Raw genomic sequence first — 20,053 nt, forward strand, 5'->3', positions numbered from 1 at the left:
TATATTATTAGTTTTTTAATATTGGATAGGGTTGTGTGAAACGAGTACATGTGTTTCAACAAAGTGAAATAATAAGTAAAACAAACGATAATACCTTCTCTAATAGTGAGATTTATTATATTCACAATTATAACCCTTTAGAACTAAAAAGTCTTATAGGAACTCTTGAGGCTTTTAGTACATTTTTTTATAAATCAAAATTAGGCTTTTCCATACGCAACTATTCTGCTTTCATTCCGTCATATGTAGTAATACGGAAACGTTTTTCGTGTTAGATATCATTACCGGGAGGAAACATCATGAAAAAACATAAGTATAATCTCATTAAAGTAGCTATATTAACACTAGGGATAAGTGGAGTGTTTGGAGCTAGTTCAGCTGGTGCTTCAACAACATATGAAATAAAAAAAGGTGATACTTTATATAGCCTTGCTAAAAAACATGAACTAACAGTTGCACAATTAAAACAACTAAACAACCTTTCTTCTTCAACGATCTACTTAGGAGACAAACTAACAATTCCCACAACCATTACGATAAAAAAAGGTGATACCTTATATAGCCTCGCAAAAAAATATAACACCTCTGTTTCACAATTGAAGTTCATCAACCACCTTACATCGAACACGATCATTGTTGGAAAAAAACTTGTTATCCCTACAAATGTTACTGTAAAAGCAGGTGATACTCTATATAGCATCGCAAAAAATTACGGTTTAACTGTTAGTGAGTTAAAGTCAATTAACTACCTAACCTCTAACTGGATCAAGGTTGGTCAAACACTTAATGTTGCATACGCTAAAAAGGATGCAAGCTCACCCAATAGTTATGATGCGTCTAAAAAGGAAGTGAATGTCAGACCAACAAAAGGATTTACATTTGACGCAGAAGAGCCGCGAAAATTCATCTTACAATCTACTAGTAAAGAAGAATATTTTTCTAGACTTGAGGTCTTAGATAGCAATGTTAACTTAGAAGAAATTAAGACTAATTCCATGATGTATCTTAATGGAAACAAAGTAACTGAGCATGATCCAAAAGCCACTTCACATCCTTTTTATCATGATGCTTTGCTTTATTTACATGGATATAACAACAATACTCAAACAACAATTGTTGTAAAAGAGATTAACGGGGTATTCATAAGGTTCACCATTCACTACCTAAATAAAGAAGAATCTGAAGCAATTATTCCTAAGATGATCAAGATCCTCCAAACCACATCAGTTAAATAATCATCTCCTGTTACTCTTAGTTAATAAATTTTCTATAAATTTATTAACCATCTATTGACTATAATAAAAAAATATTTTACTATTATCTCAAGTAAATAAAAACGTTCTCCTAAAGGGGAGTAGCTTTTACAACAAAGTCGTCATTACAGAGTTTCTAACTCTCGGCTTCGTTGGCAACCTTTTCGTTGTTAGCAAGACCTTTACTGTTAAGTAAAGGTCTTTATGTGTTTTTTGAGACCTTTACCATCTACGGTAAAGGTCTTTTTATTTAACTACCTATAGGAAACGTAAAAAAGGAGATTACCATTATGGTAAAAAAAGTATCAATGGAAGATTTGATTAGAAAAAACAAAGAAGAACTTCTTAAAGATAAAACGCAAATGGATAGAATTGAAAAACGCATTGATCAAAAGTATTTATCACAAAGCAAACAAACAGGAGGAGATAAATGATGCTATTGAGGAAATATATGTCACTTTTAGGTGTAGGATCTGCGATAATTGATCTTATCTTACCTAAGGAAACGTATAAACGCGGAGAACTTATCAACGGTTACTTTCATGTTAAAGGTGGAACTATTGAACAGCAATTAAGAAGAATTGATAGTGATCTAGTATTAATTGATGCTACGACAAAAACTGAAAAAGTGATTGATACTGCGACTATCTTATCAACAAAGCTTCTCCGATCAGAAGAAGCTAGCAAAATTTCATTTACATTTAAGTTGCCAGAAAATATTCCTGTATCTAGTGAGCACATTTCTTATCGCTTTAAAACAAGACTTACTTTTAATGAAGGTGTAGAAAGTAAAGATCAAGATATCATACAGGTAATATCATAAGATTGATAAGCAGAAAGGAAAGCTTAAATGTTCAAAATTATAAAACGAATAAAATTTATCTTTACTTTTTGGAGATTTCTCCCTTTTTTAAAAGAGTTCTTTCTATCTAAACAGGTTGAAACATCTAAAAAAGTAATTGGTCTTTTATTCATCGTAGCCTACGCCATGTTTCCATTCGATCTAATTCCTGACTTCCTCTCTGTTCTAGGGATTGTCGACGATGTTGTCATTGCTACATTCGTTTTAGAACGATTAATTAAGATGGCACCTGAATCACTTAAGGAGAAATATAATTTATAAACACTCACCAATTTGTTTAATACAATATGAACCATGAGTGTGGTTATTTCATTAATAATGTTCTTCCTAAGATTGTTAATGTTAACGAATAATAAAACGATAGTGCAATGGAGCGGAAGACACTTGACTCCTGCGGGAGCAGCGGGACAGGTGAGACCCCGCAGGCAAAGCCGAGGAGGCTCAGCGCACGCCCCGCGGAAAGCAAGTGACTGCAGCGCAATGGAACGAACTTTTCTCGGGCATCTTAATCCTTATAAAAAAATGAAGCCTACACAACTACTGTGTAGGCTTCATTTTTATTCTTGTATTTGCTTAACTTTCTTCCTTTTTATCACAGTATAAAAGGCTGGAACAAAAAGCAATGTGAAAATGGTCGAAAAGAAAATACCTGAAATAATTGAAATGGCTAGTGGGGTAAATAATACATCTCCACTAAATGCAATTGGTAATAAAGCACCCATAGATGTAACTGCTGTTAAGACTACAGGTCTTAATCTTGCTTCACCTGACTCAACTACAGCCTCCAGTAAAGTAGCACCTTCTTGAAGTCTTTGCTCCATAAACTCAATAAACACCGTTGCATTTCTAACAACTATTCCTGCTAAGGAGACAATTCCCATCATCGCCATAAAGCCTAAGCCTGTTTGAGTAAGGAATAAACCTATAACCGCTCCTGAAATTGCAAGATAAACAGAACTCATAATCAGCAACGGAATTCTTAGTGAGTTGAATTGAACAACCATTAAAATATAAATAAGGAACACAACAATAATAAATAGCTTTCCTACTTCTACAAAGAAATCGGAACGAGCCGAAGACTCCCCACCTACAGAAACATTAATTGAATCTGACGTATATTGTTCCGCTAACGTCTTAATTTCAGATTCTACATCTGATTTTTTGTCGTCAGTTGGATATGTTCGAATGGTAATGGTTCTTTCTCCGTTACTATGTGGAACAGATTGAATTTCTTGACCTTCCTCTACAGCTACAAGCTCGGATAAAGGTACAAGAACAGGTGGTCCTTGCTGTGACATCGTGTTGGAAGGTAATCTTATTTCCTCTAGGTTTATATCACTTTCATCACGATTACCTGAAACCTTTATAGTGAAATCACGGCTTGTTGTCCCATCATCATAACTTCCCATTGGAACTCCGTCTGTTATTAATCTAATCTGTTGGCTAATCTCATTAGATGTAATTCCATGCTCTTGCATTTTATTACGAATTGGTTCGTAAACAATTGTTGGACGTGATTGACCAACATCATCAATGACTGCTCCACTTCCATCTATTTTTGAGATTTTCCCTTTCATTTCGTCAACAGTATCGGTAAGTTCTTTGATATCACTACCCGATACAGTAATAGCAATTGGTGCGCCAACAGGTGGACCGGCCTCAATCGTCGCCATTGAAATGATTGCTTCTGGGTACCTCTCTCTTAAAGAATCCTGCCATTTATCGATCGTTTCTGCTGCTGATTGTGACTCTTTATCGACTCTAAGGACAATTTGCCCATTATTTTCACCTGGATTCGAAATAACACTTCCAAACATCCCTGGTTCACCAGTCCCGGCAAATATTGTACTTTCATAAATCGCTGAATCTTCTTTTTTCATATACTCTTGCATTTCTTCCAGAAAATCTTCTGTTTGTTCAATTGTTTTTTCCGGTGGCAATGTAACAGTAACTGTTACTTCTTCACGATCTGCACTAGGGAAAAACACAACAGGAATAAATGGAACTAACCCATAAACGAAGGTACAAAACACTAATACGGTTAACCCAATTCTCATCGGATATTTGACAACTTTCTTTAAGATCTTGTTGCTATAAAAAGCTGCAAGACCTTCTAGCGGTTTTCCTAATAAACCATCTTTCTGCTTTTTAATAGTTGCTTTCTTAACTAAGCGTTTCTGATTCCACATTAAAAAGATCGGCACAAGTGTTAAAGCAATAATCGTTGATCCAATGATCGTTGTAATTAATACAGAAGGTAACGCGCGTATAAATGCTCCATTTGATCCACCAATAAAAGTTAAAGGCAAGAAAGTGAAAACGATCGCTAAGGTTGAGGTGATAACAGAAACTCTCACTTCTTTCGTTCCCTGTAGAGCTCCTTGTAAAGGACCATCACCTAGTTTGTATCTTCTTCTTATGTTGTCGTTAACAACAATGGCATCATCAACAAGAATTCCTAGTGCAATAATCATTCCGATAATCGAAATTTGATTTAAATCAACATTCATATACGGCAAAGGTATTAGCCCTAGTGCAATTGAAGCAGGTATTGCAATCGCAACAAGAAAAGCAGAACTAACATTTAATCCTAAAAGAGTTACTAGCACTACCACTGCAATCGAAATTAGAAAAGAAAGACCTAAATCCTTGAAAATTTTTCCGACAATCGTATTTTGAGTGTAATAAGTGTCCAATGTAATATTTTCGGGCAAATCATTTGCTAGTTTTTTGACCTTTTCATCAACCGTTTCATGAAGAGAGGGAATGTCCACTCCCTCTTCCTGCAGTACCGTCATTGAAACAGCAGGTGTGTTATTATAGTTAACGATTTTAGGTTTTTCTGAAGGAACTAACTTAAGTTCGCCTACATCACCTATCAAAATGTCGTTACCTTTTTCATCTACCTTTAAAAAGATCTTTTCTACCTCTTCAACCGTCTTAATATGCTCCAACAACAATTGCTTGTTTTCACCATTTATTTCTTTACTGCCTAAAGGTGTAATCTCAAGTTCATTATTTATGGCGTTTATGACATCAGGGAAGATAAGGGAATAATCACCTAGCTTATCTTGATCAAGGGTTAACATGTATTCATCTTCGACAATCCCTTTAAATGATACCTTTCGAACTCCTTCAATTTTTTCCAATTCTTTCTGCCATCCAAGTAACAATTCTCTCTGGTTCTGTAATAGTTCTCTGTCATCACTTAGTAAATGATAGGAAGAAAGAGTGCCTGTTTGAATATCCGAATTAACTTCTGACTTCAACACATTTTCAGGGAATGTTTGGCTAGTGTCTGATACAGCCTGCCTTACTTGTGATAATACTTGATTACGGTCTTCATTATCTGATAATTCAAGAACAATAGTAGAAACTCCAGCTCCGGATACAGATGAAAATTCTGCTATCCCTTTAATACCCTCGAGTTCTTCTTCTAAAGGATTCGTAACTGTTCTTTCAACAAGTTCTGGCTCAGCACCAGGAAAGATTGTTGTAATTGTAGCCACATTTACTGATATTTCAGGAATTTCACGCTTTGGCAGCTGCAAGGCTGTTAGTGCTCCTACCAGTATAAAAAGCACGATAAAAGTAAGGGTAACTTTTGGTCTCTTAATTAATGAATTGAACATTCGTAATCTCCTTTTCTTTTTTTGAAATATCAATGATTTTATGACCAATGGGTACTCTAATATTACATAAAGACCCATTAAATAAATATTTCCACTGACCAGTGGGTACTCAGAAAATAAGGTAAGGAACGTTTATGAATTGTTCCTTTGACATCCTTTTAAAAAAAGATCTACTACAAATAAGACTGTCTTCAGTAACATTGAATAATCAAAGTCTTTGTTAAAAAAGATATCTCTTTTATAGTTTTCAAGCATACCAATAAAAGCTTTCGCATGATCACTTGCATTAAGAATGTTTTCTTTTTCCATAACAGAAGTGACGTATTGATGATAATTATCTAAAAAATCATGTAAAGTTTTTATCATCTTAGGATTATTATTATATGCCTGCAAATATTTATTAGGAGTATGCTTATCTCTATAAAATACGGCAAGTTGTTCCTCAGCAATACAAATTAATTTTTCTTTAAAAGAAGAAAAGGTGTTTACCTTTGCTTCAATCATATCTATATATCGCTGAAAATTTCTTTCATGTGTTTCTATATATAATTCATCTTTTGATGAAAAATACAAATAAATTGTACCTTTTGACACACCTGCTTTTTCAGCAATATCCAGCATCTTTGTATCATAAAACCCCTTTTTACCGAATATTTGCATAGCAGCATCTACTATTTTATCTTTCTGATCTTGCCCACGTGTCAATACATACCCTCCATTCAGAACCGGTTGGTCATTATAAATATATAAGGTCTTTTAAAAATCGTCAATTTTGAATGTGCTTTTTATTTCTGTGAAAATTTTCAAATAAAATCAAAAAGATAAGCCTACTAGTGCTTACCTTTTCAGATTTTATTATCTCCCTCGCACCTAAACCATCATGCTAAAAATCGAAGTTTTCTTTTTATACATATTATACATGTGCTGCATTTCTTGTTTTATAATCAATAAGTTTTCCATTTTCAATATAGACGCTATTTCTGCCAGTACGCTTGGAGGCATAAAGCGCATTATCAGCTGAATTCAGTGCATCTGTCATCATATTTTCTTCGATCACTTTCGCGACCCCGAAGCTTGCTGTAATAGGTATGATTTCATTATTTATAACAAGTGGTTCATTTTCAATACTTTTTCTCATCATGTCTGCATACTCTCCAGCTTCTTCCAATGTCATAGAAGGTAAACATAACACAAATTCTTCTCCACCATAACGTCCAAATAAATCATTAGGCTGCAACAATTGCTTACAAATACGAACAACATGTCGAATTGCTTCGTCTCCTATATGATGTCCATAAGTGTCGTTAATTTGTTTAAAATGGTCAATATCAAAAAGAATTAAAACGACTGTTTGATCCTTTTTTCTCATTTCTTCTACTAATTTTATGCTTTCTTCAAGAAATGCAGATCGATTTAATATGTTTGTTAATTGATCAATGTATGCCAGACGCTCAAGTCTATTTTGTAATCGTCGTTGCTCTGTAACATCTAGAATAACGATTGTATTTCCTACAACATCTCCGCTTTTTTTCTTAATTGGAGATGAACGTAATTGATAATAATGATTTCTCTCATGCCATTCTAATTCAAATTCTGATTCATGATCCATCGAATCTAGTTCAGGAAACGGAAAGGCTGAAGAATCATGATTATTTTCCCATAGCAACTCCATTTTCTTGCCTATCATAGTATTATCTAACTTTTTTATTAAACTAGTAGCAGCATAATTAAAATCAATAATTCGTTTTGATTGATCCAAAACAACTACACCATCACGCATACTATCAAAAATAAGGCCCCTTGCGATAGGTGCTAAATCAAATAAATTAGTAGATAAAAATGCCCAAATATATAATGCTGATGTAACACTTAATACAACTGGAACTGGGTCAATACTAAAAGGAACAAGTCCGATTAGGTAAAGAAATGAAGCAATCATTGGTAAATACAATCCAAGGAGCATGACTAATGTTTGTTTCCAATATGTTGACTTTGTTTGCTTCCAATAATGAAGTAACAAAATACCTCCAACTAGTAAACAAGCAAATGTGTAACTGCCATGAACAATATACCAGGGACCTAAAACAAACCCTAATAATGGTGCAATCCCCTGTTTAAGATAAATGGTTTGATAAAAAAGGTGATGAAAATGATTTGTCAGGACAATTAGTGTTGTTAAGACTGGAATACAAAAAGCAGTTATGACATTCTTTTTGGTCATATATTTTTCTGCCCCAATATACTGAGTAACTAAAATCAAGCTAAGAGGTGCAATATATGGGAGTCCTAAATACTGAAAGTAGGTCCAAAACACAATTATCGACAAGCTTTGACTAGATAGCTCAAAAGCATGTCCAAATGTATAAATAGAAGAGAACAAAGAAATTAGTATAAACGTTTTACTTCCAAAAAAGTTTTTTCTTCGAATAAAAGCAAATACTCCTATAAATAAACTTAACACTCCAGATACTGCCAAAAAAACAATATATATATAGATTTGAGAATTCATGTGATTTACACTCCACCATATGCTGTTTACTAGTTAAATGTTACCATATAATGCTTAAAAATGGATAATAATATCTTTGAATTTTCTTTCAATTAACAATATGATAGGACCTTTAGGACCTTTTCTTCATTATCCACTCTAAAACAAAATATCTATTATTTAGAAGAACCAGGCCTTTGATTGTCTCTTACATTCTTCCAGATTGAATACATAGGACCTTTTGAAATGACTTCTGCTAGATGTGTAGCCATGTAGTCCGTGGAGTAATGCATATTTTCTTTCACCCACCATTTTGTGACTCCAATATAGGCAGAGCTTATGAAATTTAATAGAAAATCAGATGGAACCTCCAATGATTCTACGTTCTCAACAATTTCGTGAAATTTCTGTTGAAATTTATGATAAATATGCTTTTCAATTTTCGCAGTAAATTCTTGTACTCCATTAGGACCGAACATAACTTGATAAAAATCTCGATTTTTCTTTATGTTATCAAACACTCTTTTTAATGTAATTTGAAATCTGTCCAGATCCATTCGTCCATTTTGAATATGATAATCTGGATTTATTTCATCCATTAATTCCTGTAAATAAGTATTACTTACCTGCTCAAGCAAATCGTATTTGTCTTGATAGTGTAAATAAAATGTTGCTCTATTAATAAGTGCTTCATCCGCGATGTCTTGAATGGTCATGTTTTCAAATCCTTTTTCCTGAATGAGTTTTAATAAGGCTTCTTTTATTAACTTTTTTGTTCGTATAACCCGAAGGTCTGTTTTCTTTCCCATCTTCCTCTCTCCCTATATATAAACTTTGTAAATTAATTAACTATTTCCTTAAGTATGTTGTATAAAAAACAAATGTACTTTTATTGATCATTGAATTAATCATGGTATTTTTTATAATTGCATTATACTCGACATTTTGTCAATTAATTAACAGTATGTCTATAAAGGAGGACAATTTCCGATGTTTCGAACTTACTTTACAAACAAATTACTTTGGATTGGTTTAGGTCTTATATCCCTTTTGGCCTGTATCTTCACCTTTGCATTTATGGGTTCTACTGTAAACCCCACTCCAAAAGAGCTGCCAATTGGAATTGTGTTAGAGGATGATGGTGTACAACTACCAAATGGAGAAGAACTTAATTTTGGTGAGAAATTGGGTGAACAAATTAAAGTTAATGACAGTACTTCAGTTGAATGGATCTTGTATGAAACAGAAAAGGATGCACTAGAAGAAATGAAGAACAAAGAAGTGTATGGAACGTTAATCCTATCAAAGGATTTGTCTAAAAATGTTTATTCATTGTTAACAAATACACCTACAAAGCCGGTTATCAAAACCTATTTAAATGAAGGTATGAATATGAGCGGAGCAAATGTGGCAGCTCAAATAACAGCTGGAGTAACTAACCAGTTTAATCTACAAATTCAGGAACAATTGTTTAATAGAATAGATGAGGTAAAAGCACCTATAAGTTCAGATCTTGCCAAATTACTTGCAAACCCAATATCAGTTACTACTGAGAAGGTTAATCCTATAGGCGAAAATTCAGCAAATGGAAATACACCTGCACTATTTACTCAATTACTTTGGTTAACAACTTTTTTCAGCTCAATGATTCTCTTTACAATCGTTAATAAAGTTACGGGAGGAAAATGGAGTCTTACTTCAATCAGTAGTCAATTGCTATCAGGTGTTTTATTTGTTACTAGTATCTCTATTATCATTTTGCTACTAACTGAAAATTTTTTAAATGTAGTGATACCTAATAGTAGCGATATGTTGCTTTTAATGATCTTTACTGGTTTATGCTTTTTCTTCATACAAAATGCATTATTAAATTGGATTGGATACCCAGCTGCTCCACTAATTATTTTGCTATTCTTCTTTTCGATGCCTGTTCTAACAATGGCACCGGAAATGCTTCCTACTATTACTCACGATTGGTTATATTCATGGGTTCCGTTCCGTTTTAGTGTAGAAGGGTTTAAAGATTTCTTATTTTTCAAGAAGGAGATTTTTGAAGAAGGGGTAGGTACGCTTGGAATCATTGGTTTAAGCTCATTACTCTTAATGGGATTATCTATCTTAAAGCCTGCTAAGAAAACTAACACTAAAACTGAAAAGAAACAGAAGACTGTTGCTGTCTAATTTTTAAAAGCCACATTCTAGATAAGAATGTGGCTTTATCATTGGATTATTTTGTAAATGCTTCTGTTAATACAGGAACAATTTGTTTTTTACGAGAAACAACACCTTTAAGAGTAGCTTGGTTGTTATCTAGTGTTACGTTAAATGCTTGTTCCACTTTGCTTGTTTCATTACCGATTGCAACTGCTACAGAATCATTTGTTAAAATGTCTGTAACAACGAATAGGAATAAATCTAAGCCTTTTTCAGAAACAACGTTTGAAAGAGCCGCTTCAATTTCAGCTTTATGTACAAGAACATCATTTGTATCAACAGCATTAACTTGTGCGATTTCTACTTTGCTAGATCCCATTTGGAATTCTTTTGCATCAAGTGAAATTAATTGCTCAACAGATTTATCACTTAAATCTGCTCCAGCTTTTAACATTTCTAATCCGTAAGTGTTTGCATCAACACCTGCAATCTCAGCTAATTCTTTAGCAGCATCAATATCTTCTTGTGTGCAAGTTGGTGATTTAAATAATAAAGAGTCAGAAATAATCGCTGAAAGCATTAAACCTGCTGTTTCTTTTTCAATTGCAACACCATTCTCTTTGTAAAGCTTGTTAAGAATTGTTGCCGTACAACCTACCGGTTCAGCACGATAGTACAAAGGATCACTTGTTTCAAAATTTGCAATACGGTGATGGTCGATAACCTCAAGTACGCGAACTGAATCAATATCGTCAGCACTTTGTTGACGCTCATTATGGTCAACTAAAATAACTTCACTTGCTTCACCTGCTACTTTTTCAACAAGACGTGGAGCTTCCTTTTTAAAGTAGTCAAGTGCATATTGAGTTTCCCCGCTTACTTCACCTAAACGAACAGGCTCAGCATTTTGACCAATTTTATTTTTTAATTCAGCATACGCAATGGCAGAACAGATTGTATCTGTATCCGGATTTTTGTGACCAAAAACAAGTACTTTTTCCATAATGAACTCCTTTACACATTAAAATATACTCTATCATATCATAATTACTATGGATTATTTAACCATGAATTATGAAAAAAATAATGATTTCATCAAAAATGTTTCAACATTTCTATCTTTGTTAAAGCTTCCTTCCATTCTCTGATTACTTCTTCCACTATTTCACTAGCAGCTTGATCGTTTTTAAGAAGTCTTGTAGCTTGACCTGACCATAATAAAATCTGTCTTAAACAATAAAAGCCTGTAGAGAATCAACCAACTCTCTACAGGCCTTATTTTATTCTTTACTAAAATGAATTGATACCCATTCATTTGTCTGGGCTTTTTCTTCTATAGCAAAACCACCTTTGGCAAATACGTCAATTAATTGATCAATATGCCATTCAACTAATCCCGAAATGAAGAAAGTATCACTATTTTTTAACAAATCATGCCTTTCAATAATACTCATTGTTTCATTTGCTCCAATATTAATGATAATGAAATCATAATGATCATTTATTTGATAATCACCAGTGATAAGATCCGCTTGAACAACTTGAAGGTCATTTGTTAAATTGTTCAGTTCTGCGTTATGATGAAATTCACGAGCTACTTCTTCATAATCGACAGCCACAACCTTGTCTGCCCCTTTTAGAGATGCTGCAATAGCAAGCATACCAGACCCTGTTCCTAGGTCAAGAACACTTTTCCCAGTAAGGTCCTTATCCAAAATCATTCGTAAGCAGCCTTGAGTTGTTTCATGTAACCCAGTTCCAAACGCTGCCAAAGGATCGAATTTTAGCACATGTTTATCTTCATACTGTTTTTCGGAGTTTGGATATTGAATAACCCAACCATTACCTAGATCTATGTCTTCAAATTCATAGGTTTGCTCCCAATTTGTTTCATCATAGGTTTTATAATGAATGGCATCTCTTGAGATAGTAAGCGTTGATTCAATTAATGGATAATAGGATTCTGGTAGGTTTTCTACCTCAAGATCACTCGCATAGATTTTTAAGTCTATATGCTGATCTTCTTTTTCCTCATAACCATATCCGTTTTGGACCTTTATTATTTCAATCGGTGATTCATAATATAAATTGTAGATGCCTGCTGCATTTAGCAGATCCGTAACTTCCTGAACATTTTTATAAGGTATGTTTATTGAAAATTCATGTAACATGATTGATTCCTCTCTTTATATGTAATGCGCTCAAACGTCCATTCACAGTTTAATATAGATCGTATTAAGATAGCAAATTGTTTTCAAATCTAATAAAAAAGAACCTAGTATTGCACTAGGTCCTTCATTCACTATTTATCACCATTCACATAGTCACGCCATTTATGCTGTGGCTGCCAATTTAATAGCTTCTTAGCTTTTTCATTAGAAAATAATGTCTCATAGCCTTTTAATTGTTTACGAATTTCAACACCCGGATAAACGGTGTCCATAAGCTTTTGACTTTCAATATTCATGCTCGTTTCATCAGCAGCGATATTCAACGCAACTGAGCCTAACCCATCTGTTTCAATAGCCAATCGATAGGCAACCGCTGCATCTCTAGCATCAATATAGCTCCACATAATTACTTTTCTTTGTTCCGGATCATTGATAAAACTAGGAAAGTTTTCGTACATATGTGGGGCAATAATATTTCCTAACCTCATTGATACAACCTGTATACCAGTCCGCCTGTGAATCATATCGGCTGTTTGTTCATTTACGATTTTTGATAACCCATAACTATCTTCAGGTAATTGTGGATGATTTTCATCAAGTGGCGCATATTGCGGCAGCTCTTTTAATGGGAAAACTAATCCATATGATGATTCACTAGATGAAATCACTGCTTTTTTAATTCCCAGAGATCCAGCAGCTTCTAATATATTGTAGGTCGACATCACATTATTTTGAAATGTCACTTCATTTGGGTGAGAATAGGCAACTGGAATTGCTGCCAAATGAACAACAGCATCTGCACCAGCCAATACTCCATAAACTTCACCTAAATTTTGCAAATCTGTTATAACTGTTTTACAAATTGGATTCTCGGGATGTTTGATATCTGCATTTACAACTTCATATCCATGATCAAGAAATTCTTTTATAACAGAATATCCAAGAAGGCCGCTCCCTCCTGTTACAACAACTTTCTTCATAAAATCACACACCTTAGTTTAAAATATCTTCAATTTTCGCAATCACATCAGCTGTTAATGTAACGTCTGAGCCTTTTGCATTTTCAATAATTTGCTCTGGCTTTGTTGCACCAACTAGAGTACTCGCGATATTAGGTAAACGTAAAATCCATGCAATCGCTAATTGAGATAAACTAATATCTAACTCTTTAGCTAGATTTCCTAGTTGTTCAACCTTTGTAAGTGTTTCATCATTTAATAATTGATCCATAAACATGTTAGAGTTAGGATCTGTTGCACGACTTCCTTTTGGAGCTCGGTTATTTAAACTATATTTTCCTGTTAATACACCTTGTGCTAATGGAGAAAATACAATTTGACCAATTCCGTGCTGTTCACTAACCGGGATCACTTCTTTTTCTATGTAACGGTGAAACATGTTATAGTTCGGTTGATTTACAACAATGCGATCTAATAAATATTTCTCTGCAGTCCCAACTGCTTCTTGAATTTGTTGAGCTGTCCATTCACTTACACCTGCATATAATATTTTTCCTTGGCGAACTAAATCATCAATGGTTCTTAATGTTTCATCAACAGGTGTTTCTGGATCATAACGGTGACAGTAATAAATGTCCACATAATCAGTATTTAATCGTTTCAAGCTGGCATGAAGCTGTTCAAACACATGTTTTCTAGAAAGTCCACGGTCATTAGGTCCTTCCCCCATCGGCCAAAACACTTTGGTTGCTAACACATATGAATCACGACTGTACCCACCAAGTGCTTCTCCGACAACTTTCTCAGATTCCCCTGTTGCATATACATTTGCTGTATCAAATGAATTTATTCCTAAATCATAGGCTGTTTCAATCGTTTTAACTGCTTTATCTTTTTCAGTAGAAGCACCATATGTAAGCCAGCTTCCTAAGCTTACTTCACTTACTTTTAATCCTGATCTGCCTAAACGTCTATATTTCATCTCAACATCTCCTTTAACAAAATGAATGAACATGTTATTTGTGGTATCGTTTACATTTGTAAATTATATATAGTTGCAAAATGGTATACAAGTACTGAAATATTATTGATATAATAAAAAATAAGTTATCTACTTTACTTTTTATAGTAACTATAAGGGGGATACTATGGAGAAAGCAAACGAGTTACATATTGAATGTTCCATTGAAAAAGCACTAAATATTATAGGTGGAAAATGGTCATTTCTTGTTATTAAACAACTCTTTGATGGAACAAGAAGATTCGGTGAACTACAACGTGCAATCCCAAATATCAGTCCAAAAGCACTAACAGATACACTTCGTCATTTAGAAAGTCATGAAGTACTAACCCGTGAAACCTTTGCAACTGTACCTGTGACAGTTCAATATACTTTAACAGAGAAAGGCCATGCTTTAAATATAATGTTAAAAGAAATGAAAAAATGGGGAGCACAGTGGGGATAACTGAGGCTTCATATAAAATAGGCTACTAAGCAAAGTGAACTCTAATATAATATGAGTTCACTTTTTTCATTTTTCAAGTGAGATTTATCACATCAATTTTTATTGGAATCCCTTAACCTTACCTTAAGAAAAGCAAAACGTAAGGGGGATTATGATGAGCAAAAAAATAAAGCACGAAGATCATGAACTTAGAGGTACCTTAATTAGTGTTTTTGTCATTGGTTTTTTCATTATAGTCATGTGGTTTGGTGTTTATTTCTTTTATTTATCACGATAGTTAGGGGGTTTTACAATGCATTTTCATAAATTTGAAAAAATCTGGTTAGGATTCGGAATTATTTCTTTAGTTTTATTTCTAAGTATTATTGGAGTAACAGCATTTGCTTTCAATCATCATCCTTCAGGGGGTATGGATACAATCGATCCTGATAAAGTAGAGCAAACAGCTCCTTTTGACAACCCTGGTGTACATCAAATTGATGACAACACATATGAAGTTATTATCGTTGCAAAAGCATTTGGGTACGATCCAGCGGAAATAAAAGTACCAGTTGGAAAAAAAGTAGTTTTTAAGGTAGCTAGTACTGATGTTACTCATAGCTTCTCAATTGCAAAAACAAATGTAAACATGATGGTTGTACCTGGTCAAATTAATACAAAGGAATATACGTTTGATGAGGCTGGACAGTATTTGGTGATTTGTAACGAGTACTGTGGCACAGGGCATCATTTTATGAAAACAACAATTGAGGTGGTTGAGTGATGAAACAGATTAGTTTAGGAGATAGAAAGCTCGCTATTACAAATATTGTTGTAGCATATATTGCTTTTTTAATAGGTACATTCTGCGGTTTAATGCAGGTGTTTATTAGAAATGATGCACTAACACTTCCACCATGGCTTGACTATTATCAAATACTAACAGCACATGGCGTTTTATTAGCACTTATTTTTACAACTTATTTTATCTTTGCTTTTCTTATTTCTGGAATGAGCTATTCTCTCGGTGCTTTTGGACCGAAAGTACGCCTTTTTTCATGGATTGGATTTTTTGTAACAACAGCCGGAACAATTCTTGCAACCGTCGAAATTATTGCTGGCAGAGCTTCTGTTCTTTACACATTTTACGCACCACTTCAAGCAAGCGGATGGTATTATGTAGGTTTGGCACTATTCGTAGTAGGAACTTGGATATACAGCTTTGCCCTTATTGGTCATTATGTAAAATGGAAAAAACAACATAAAAAACAACTAAGTCCTTTGTTTGCCTATATGACGATATCTACTCTTATTCTTTGGATTATTGCTTGCCTAGGTGTAGTAGCAACTGTATTATTTCAATTTATACCTTGGGCGTTTGGCTGGGTTGATACGATAAATGTTGAATTGAGCCGTTCACTTTTCTGGTATTTCGGGCACCCGCTCGTATACTTCTGGTTGTTACCTGCTTATATGGCATGGTATGTAGTTGTTCCAAAAATTATTGGCGGAAAAGTTTTTAGTGACTCACTTGCACGTTTGTCATTCGTGTTATTTATTTTATTTTCTATCCCTGTTGGCTTTCACCATCAGCTTACAGAACCAGGTATCTCAAGCTTTTGGAAGTTTTTACAGACAGTTTTAACATTTATGGTTATTATTCCATCATTAATGACTGCTTTCTCTATGTTTGGAACATTCGAAAGAACAGGAAGATTAAAAGGAGCTTCAGGATTATTTGGTTGGTTCTTTAAACTTCCTTGGAAAGATATTCGATTTACATCTTTATTCATTGCTATGTTCTTCTTTATCCCAGGTGGAGCTGGTGGAATAATCAATGCAAGTTTCCAGCTAAACGAGGTTGTCCATAATACTCTTTGGGTTGTTGGACATTTTCACATTACCGTTGGTACACCTGTTGCTATGACATTTATGGGACTAACGTTTTGGTTAATACCTTACTTAACAGGTAGAAAACTAACAAAGTCAATTCAGAAACTGGCTTTCATTCAGATCATTACTTGGTCAATCGGTATGTTGCTCATGAGTACCTCTCAGCATATTTTAGGTTTACTAGGAGCACCGAGACGTACAGCTTATGCCGGTTATATGGATGATCCGACTGCTTTAGAGTGGTTCAATGGAATACTATCCAACCATGTAACAATGGCCATTGGTGGGACGATTCTCTTTTTATCTGCGATGATCTTAATCTATATTGTGTTTCAAACATTGTTCTTTGCACCTAAAGCAAAAACGGAGAATGAACTTGTTGAGTTTCCAATGGCAGAGAGTGACCTTGATCAAACTCCTAAATATTTGGAGAATTGGTGGATCTGGATCGGTATTGCTTTCGCTTTAATTGCATTTGCTTATACCATTCCTTTAGCTGAGATGATCCATCATGCACCACCTGGCTCCTCAGGATTTAAAACGTGGTAGGAGGTTGATACTATGTTTACCGTTACCTTTTCAATGCTTATTGTAACAACAATCTTAACGGCTCTTTTAGTAGATTTTACTACAAAAGAAGAAAATGAATAATAAAAAGGACTCTCCTATTTTTTTTGGAGAGTCCTTTTTTATTGTAAGAATAAGGCGATAGATTAAGACTGTTATAACTAGATCACAAAGTGAATGAGTGTGTGATTTCCCTTTCAATATGGGACTTGAATAAGATTATAAAAACGTTAGTGGAATGGAGCGGAAGACACTCGACTCCTGCGGGAGAAGAGGAAAGGCTGAGACCCCGCAGGCGAAGGCGAGGAGGCTCAGCTTCCTCCCCGCGGAAAGCGAGTGTCTGGAGCGCAATGAAACGCCCCTCTTTGTTCGTATTACTTCATAAAAAGCACTAAAACAAAAAACAAAAGCAACAATAGCTTTTGTTTTTTATAAGCGGCATATCTGTAAAGGACAATCCTCACAGCGGCAAATGTTCTTAAGACCATTTAAATCAAAAACCGTGATATATCCCTTATCATAATCTATTAATCCATCTTTTTTCAGTTGACTTAGCATACGTGTCACAGTTTCTCTAGGTGTTCCTATTAAACATGACATTTCATCATGGGTGAATTTTTTTGTAATTTCCCATTTATTCCCCTGCTGTTTGCCGTATGTGTTTGTCATTCGAATAATTACGGAAGCCATAGCCCCGTTTTTACCAAAAAACATTAAATCACGTAGTTTTGTTTGTGTTAGCTGTTGAGAATGACTAACCCATTTTGTAAATTCAATTGAAAAATCACGGTGTTCCCAAAGTAGCAGTTCAACATCATGTAGATCAATCATCCCTACAACAGAATCTTCTAATGCTTTTGCGTTCTCTCTTGTTTTATTTTTAGCATTTGGAGGATAATCACCAAAAAGATCATCTTCTTCAAAATAGTTCAATGTGAGAATTTTCCCATCTTCTGTTGCTTTATATAAGTTAATTGTTCCTTCAATTACATAATAGAGAGAATTCACATGGTCTCCTTCAAAAAAGATGTGGTCTCCGCTTTTAAACGTCATCAACTTCATGTTCTTTTTTAACAAATTTAAACTGTCTTTAGAAAAGAAATTCGTATTTTTCACATCTTCATTTCTCTTTTTTACACATGTTGTCATCATCATCGCCCCCGTATCGTTTCTTATATCCTTATTGTAAAGCAATGATGAAGAGAAAGTTATCAGGGAATTCCCTTATTTTCATTCAGGGATTCCCCCAATAATACAAAAAGAAGGAGCAGCTTTATCTCTGTGCTCCTTCTTCTTATTGAAAAGGTACCTTTACCTTAATCGTTGTTCCCTCATTTATTTGGGAATGAACTTGAAAATCTGCCTCAATGGACCGCGCTCTTTCCTCCATACTAAATAATCCAACACCATTTCTTTTTGCTTTCGGATCGAAGCCTACTCCATGATCATCAATGACAATATCTAACTCATTTTCACCTTCTATTATTGATAGTGATATCTCATTTGTTTTAGCGTATTTTCTTGCATTAGTCATCGCCTCCTGAACAATGCGATATATGCTTGTTTCAACCTCAGAATCAAGTCGTCTTTGAAGCTTATATGTAAAGTTCGTTTTTAGACCATAATGCTCATTAAATTTATTTACAAAAGATCGAATAGCGGGAATAAGTCCAAGGTCATCTAAAATTGACGGCCGTAACTGCCATGATATTTGACGTATTTCATCAATGATGTTGGATATTTCGGTTTCCATTTGTTCAATGAATTGTTGATTCGAGTCCGTCCTTAATCGGTTAATCATAATAAGAAGACTATATAGGTTCTGGCCAATACCATCATGAAGCTCTCGAGAGATTTTTTCCTCTCCTCTTCTTGTATGCCGATTAGCTTACTCATCATTCTCTGTAATTCTTCTTCTGCACGTTTTTTACCAGTAATTTCATTACGAATCGCCAAATATTGATAAGGCTTACCCTTTCCATTCAAAAAAGGAACAATCGTTGTATCAACCCAGTAATAGGTTCCATCCTTTGCTCGATTTTTAATTTCCCCCTTCCATACCTTTCCATTTCCAATTGTCCTCCAGAGGTTTCGAAAAAAATCAGGAGAGTGATAACCAGAGTTAATGATTTTGTGACTTTTCCCAATCAATTCTTCACTACTATATTTTGAAATTTTACAAAATGTATCATTAACATAAGTAATCATTCCTTTTTGATCAGTTATAGCTACAATAGATGACTCGTCCAGAGCAAATTTAAAATCCATCAATTCCGAGAGAGAGGCTTTTAATTCTGCTTTCATTTTATTAAAGGATGATTTTTGCTCCTTTGCGGTTTCAACATGTAGGACAAAATATAATTGATCTAATAGTAAAAGCCTACTACAATTAACCTGAAATGTTGTGATGGATTGATCTTTTAAAACCCCTAACGTTTCAAATGCTGAACTATCTTCTTGATGTAACAAGTGAAAGTTAAAATGAGGAAATAATATATCTACTTTTTTACCCTTTACCTCTTCTTGTTTAAAGCCAAATATTTCTGTTGCTGGGAGGTTGAAGGATTCTATCGTGCCTTGTTCATTAATGATGATGTATACTTGAGAATCTTTTTGAATCATTTATGAT

General features: G+C 34.3%; 20 protein-coding genes. 9 read left to right on the forward strand and 11 right to left on the reverse strand.

Annotated features, from left to right (window positions below; genetic code table 11):
• Positions 1–299: 299 nt before the first annotated feature.
• The 4 genes from MVE64_RS08190 (at position 300) to MVE64_RS08205 (ending at position 2,376) form a co-directional block, all read left to right on the forward strand.
• Positions 300–1,235, forward strand: a complete 936-nt coding sequence (locus MVE64_RS08190; RefSeq protein WP_247345389.1) for a LysM peptidoglycan-binding domain-containing protein — start codon at positions 300–302, stop codon at positions 1,233–1,235.
• 308 nt (positions 1,236–1,543) lie between these two features.
• A complete protein-coding gene (locus tag MVE64_RS08195) occupies positions 1,544–1,687 on the forward strand; it encodes an FbpB family small basic protein (RefSeq protein WP_098798218.1) in 144 nt (47 codons plus the stop codon).
• A complete protein-coding gene (locus MVE64_RS08200; RefSeq protein ID WP_247345392.1) occupies positions 1,684–2,076 on the forward strand; it encodes a sporulation protein in 393 nt (130 codons plus the stop codon). The genes MVE64_RS08195 and MVE64_RS08200 overlap by 4 nt, the downstream gene beginning before the upstream one ends.
• Positions 2,077–2,103: 27 nt before the next feature.
• On the forward strand, positions 2,104–2,376 hold the full coding sequence (locus MVE64_RS08205; RefSeq protein ID WP_247345394.1) for a YkvA family protein: 273 nt from the start codon (positions 2,104–2,106) through the stop codon (positions 2,374–2,376).
• Positions 2,377–2,672: 296 nt separating this feature from the next.
• Here the strand turns inward: MVE64_RS08205 and MVE64_RS08210 are convergent, their stop codons facing one another.
• From MVE64_RS08210 to MVE64_RS08225, 4 genes are all read right to left on the reverse strand, one after another.
• Positions 2,673–5,747, reverse strand: coding sequence for an efflux RND transporter permease subunit (locus MVE64_RS08210; protein WP_247345397.1), 3,075 nt, complete (start codon positions 5,745–5,747; stop codon positions 2,673–2,675).
• 132 nt (positions 5,748–5,879) lie between these two features.
• Positions 5,880–6,452, reverse strand: coding sequence for a TetR/AcrR family transcriptional regulator (locus MVE64_RS08215; RefSeq protein WP_247345398.1), 573 nt, complete (start codon positions 6,450–6,452; stop codon positions 5,880–5,882).
• A gap of 208 nt (positions 6,453–6,660) precedes the next feature.
• Positions 6,661–8,256, reverse strand: coding sequence for a histidine kinase N-terminal 7TM domain-containing diguanylate cyclase (locus tag MVE64_RS08220; RefSeq protein ID WP_247345400.1), 1,596 nt, complete (start codon positions 8,254–8,256; stop codon positions 6,661–6,663).
• Between the two features lie 155 nt (positions 8,257–8,411).
• Positions 8,412–9,044: a TetR/AcrR family transcriptional regulator gene (locus MVE64_RS08225; RefSeq protein ID WP_247345402.1), complete on the reverse strand. Its 633-nt coding sequence runs from the start codon at positions 9,042–9,044 to the stop codon at positions 8,412–8,414.
• A gap of 181 nt (positions 9,045–9,225) precedes the next feature.
• On the opposite strand from MVE64_RS08225, the gene MVE64_RS08230 reads away from it, so the two are divergent.
• Positions 9,226–10,416 carry a YhgE/Pip domain-containing protein gene (locus MVE64_RS08230; protein ID WP_247345404.1) on the forward strand — a complete coding sequence of 397 codons (1,191 nt, stop codon included), beginning with the start codon at positions 9,226–9,228 and terminating at the stop codon, positions 10,414–10,416.
• Positions 10,417–10,462: 46 nt separating this feature from the next.
• On the opposite strand, the gene MVE64_RS08235 is transcribed toward MVE64_RS08230, so the two are convergent.
• The 4 genes from MVE64_RS08235 to MVE64_RS08250 all read right to left on the reverse strand — a co-directional run bounded on the left by MVE64_RS08235 (position 10,463) and on the right by MVE64_RS08250 (position 14,501).
• Complete coding sequence (locus tag MVE64_RS08235; protein WP_247345406.1) at positions 10,463–11,392, reverse strand: manganese-dependent inorganic pyrophosphatase; 930 nt, start codon at positions 11,390–11,392, stop codon at positions 10,463–10,465.
• Positions 11,393–11,669: 277 nt separating this feature from the next.
• Positions 11,670–12,560, reverse strand: a complete 891-nt coding sequence (locus MVE64_RS08240) for a 50S ribosomal protein L11 methyltransferase (protein WP_247345409.1) — start codon at positions 12,558–12,560, stop codon at positions 11,670–11,672.
• Positions 12,561–12,691: 131 nt separating this feature from the next.
• Complete coding sequence (locus MVE64_RS08245; protein ID WP_247345412.1) at positions 12,692–13,540, reverse strand: NAD-dependent epimerase/dehydratase family protein; 849 nt, start codon at positions 13,538–13,540, stop codon at positions 12,692–12,694.
• 13 nt (positions 13,541–13,553) lie between these two features.
• A complete protein-coding gene (locus MVE64_RS08250) occupies positions 13,554–14,501 on the reverse strand; it encodes an aldo/keto reductase family protein (protein ID WP_247345415.1) in 948 nt (315 codons plus the stop codon).
• 166 nt (positions 14,502–14,667) lie between these two features.
• On the opposite strand from MVE64_RS08250, the gene MVE64_RS08255 reads away from it, so the two are divergent.
• The 4 genes from MVE64_RS08255 (at position 14,668) to MVE64_RS08270 (ending at position 17,406) form a co-directional block, all read left to right on the forward strand.
• Complete coding sequence (locus MVE64_RS08255) at positions 14,668–14,985, forward strand: winged helix-turn-helix transcriptional regulator (RefSeq protein ID WP_098798204.1); 318 nt, start codon at positions 14,668–14,670, stop codon at positions 14,983–14,985.
• 154 nt (positions 14,986–15,139) lie between these two features.
• Complete coding sequence (locus MVE64_RS08260) at positions 15,140–15,262, forward strand: cytochrome C oxidase subunit II (RefSeq protein WP_247345418.1); 123 nt, start codon at positions 15,140–15,142, stop codon at positions 15,260–15,262.
• 15 nt (positions 15,263–15,277) lie between these two features.
• Positions 15,278–15,748 (forward strand): cytochrome c oxidase subunit II, encoded by a 471-nt coding sequence (locus MVE64_RS08265; RefSeq protein ID WP_231308148.1) that lies wholly within the window; start codon positions 15,278–15,280, stop codon positions 15,746–15,748.
• A complete protein-coding gene (locus MVE64_RS08270; RefSeq protein ID WP_247345421.1) occupies positions 15,748–17,406 on the forward strand; it encodes a b(o/a)3-type cytochrome-c oxidase subunit 1 in 1,659 nt (552 codons plus the stop codon). The genes MVE64_RS08265 and MVE64_RS08270 overlap by 1 nt, the downstream gene beginning before the upstream one ends.
• Positions 17,407–17,853: 447 nt before the next feature.
• On the opposite strand, the gene MVE64_RS08275 is transcribed toward MVE64_RS08270, so the two are convergent.
• The 3 genes from MVE64_RS08275 to MVE64_RS08285 form a co-directional block, all read right to left on the reverse strand.
• On the reverse strand, positions 17,854–18,573 hold the full coding sequence (locus MVE64_RS08275; protein ID WP_247345424.1) for a Crp/Fnr family transcriptional regulator: 720 nt from the start codon (positions 18,571–18,573) through the stop codon (positions 17,854–17,856).
• A 145-nt stretch (positions 18,574–18,718) separates the two neighbouring features.
• A complete protein-coding gene (locus MVE64_RS08280) occupies positions 18,719–19,225 on the reverse strand; it encodes a sensor histidine kinase (protein WP_247345426.1) in 507 nt (168 codons plus the stop codon).
• The gene (locus MVE64_RS08285) at positions 19,222–20,046 is read right to left on the reverse strand and encodes a PAS domain-containing protein (RefSeq protein ID WP_247345429.1); all 825 of its coding nucleotides are present in this window, start codon (positions 20,044–20,046) and stop codon (positions 19,222–19,224) included. Before MVE64_RS08285 ends, MVE64_RS08280 begins: the two co-directional genes overlap by 4 nt.
• Between the last annotated feature and the right edge of the window lie 7 nt (positions 20,047–20,053).

Source organism: Metabacillus endolithicus (assembly GCF_023078335.1).
GTDB classification, from domain to species: domain Bacteria; phylum Bacillota; class Bacilli; order Bacillales; family Bacillaceae; genus Metabacillus; species Metabacillus endolithicus.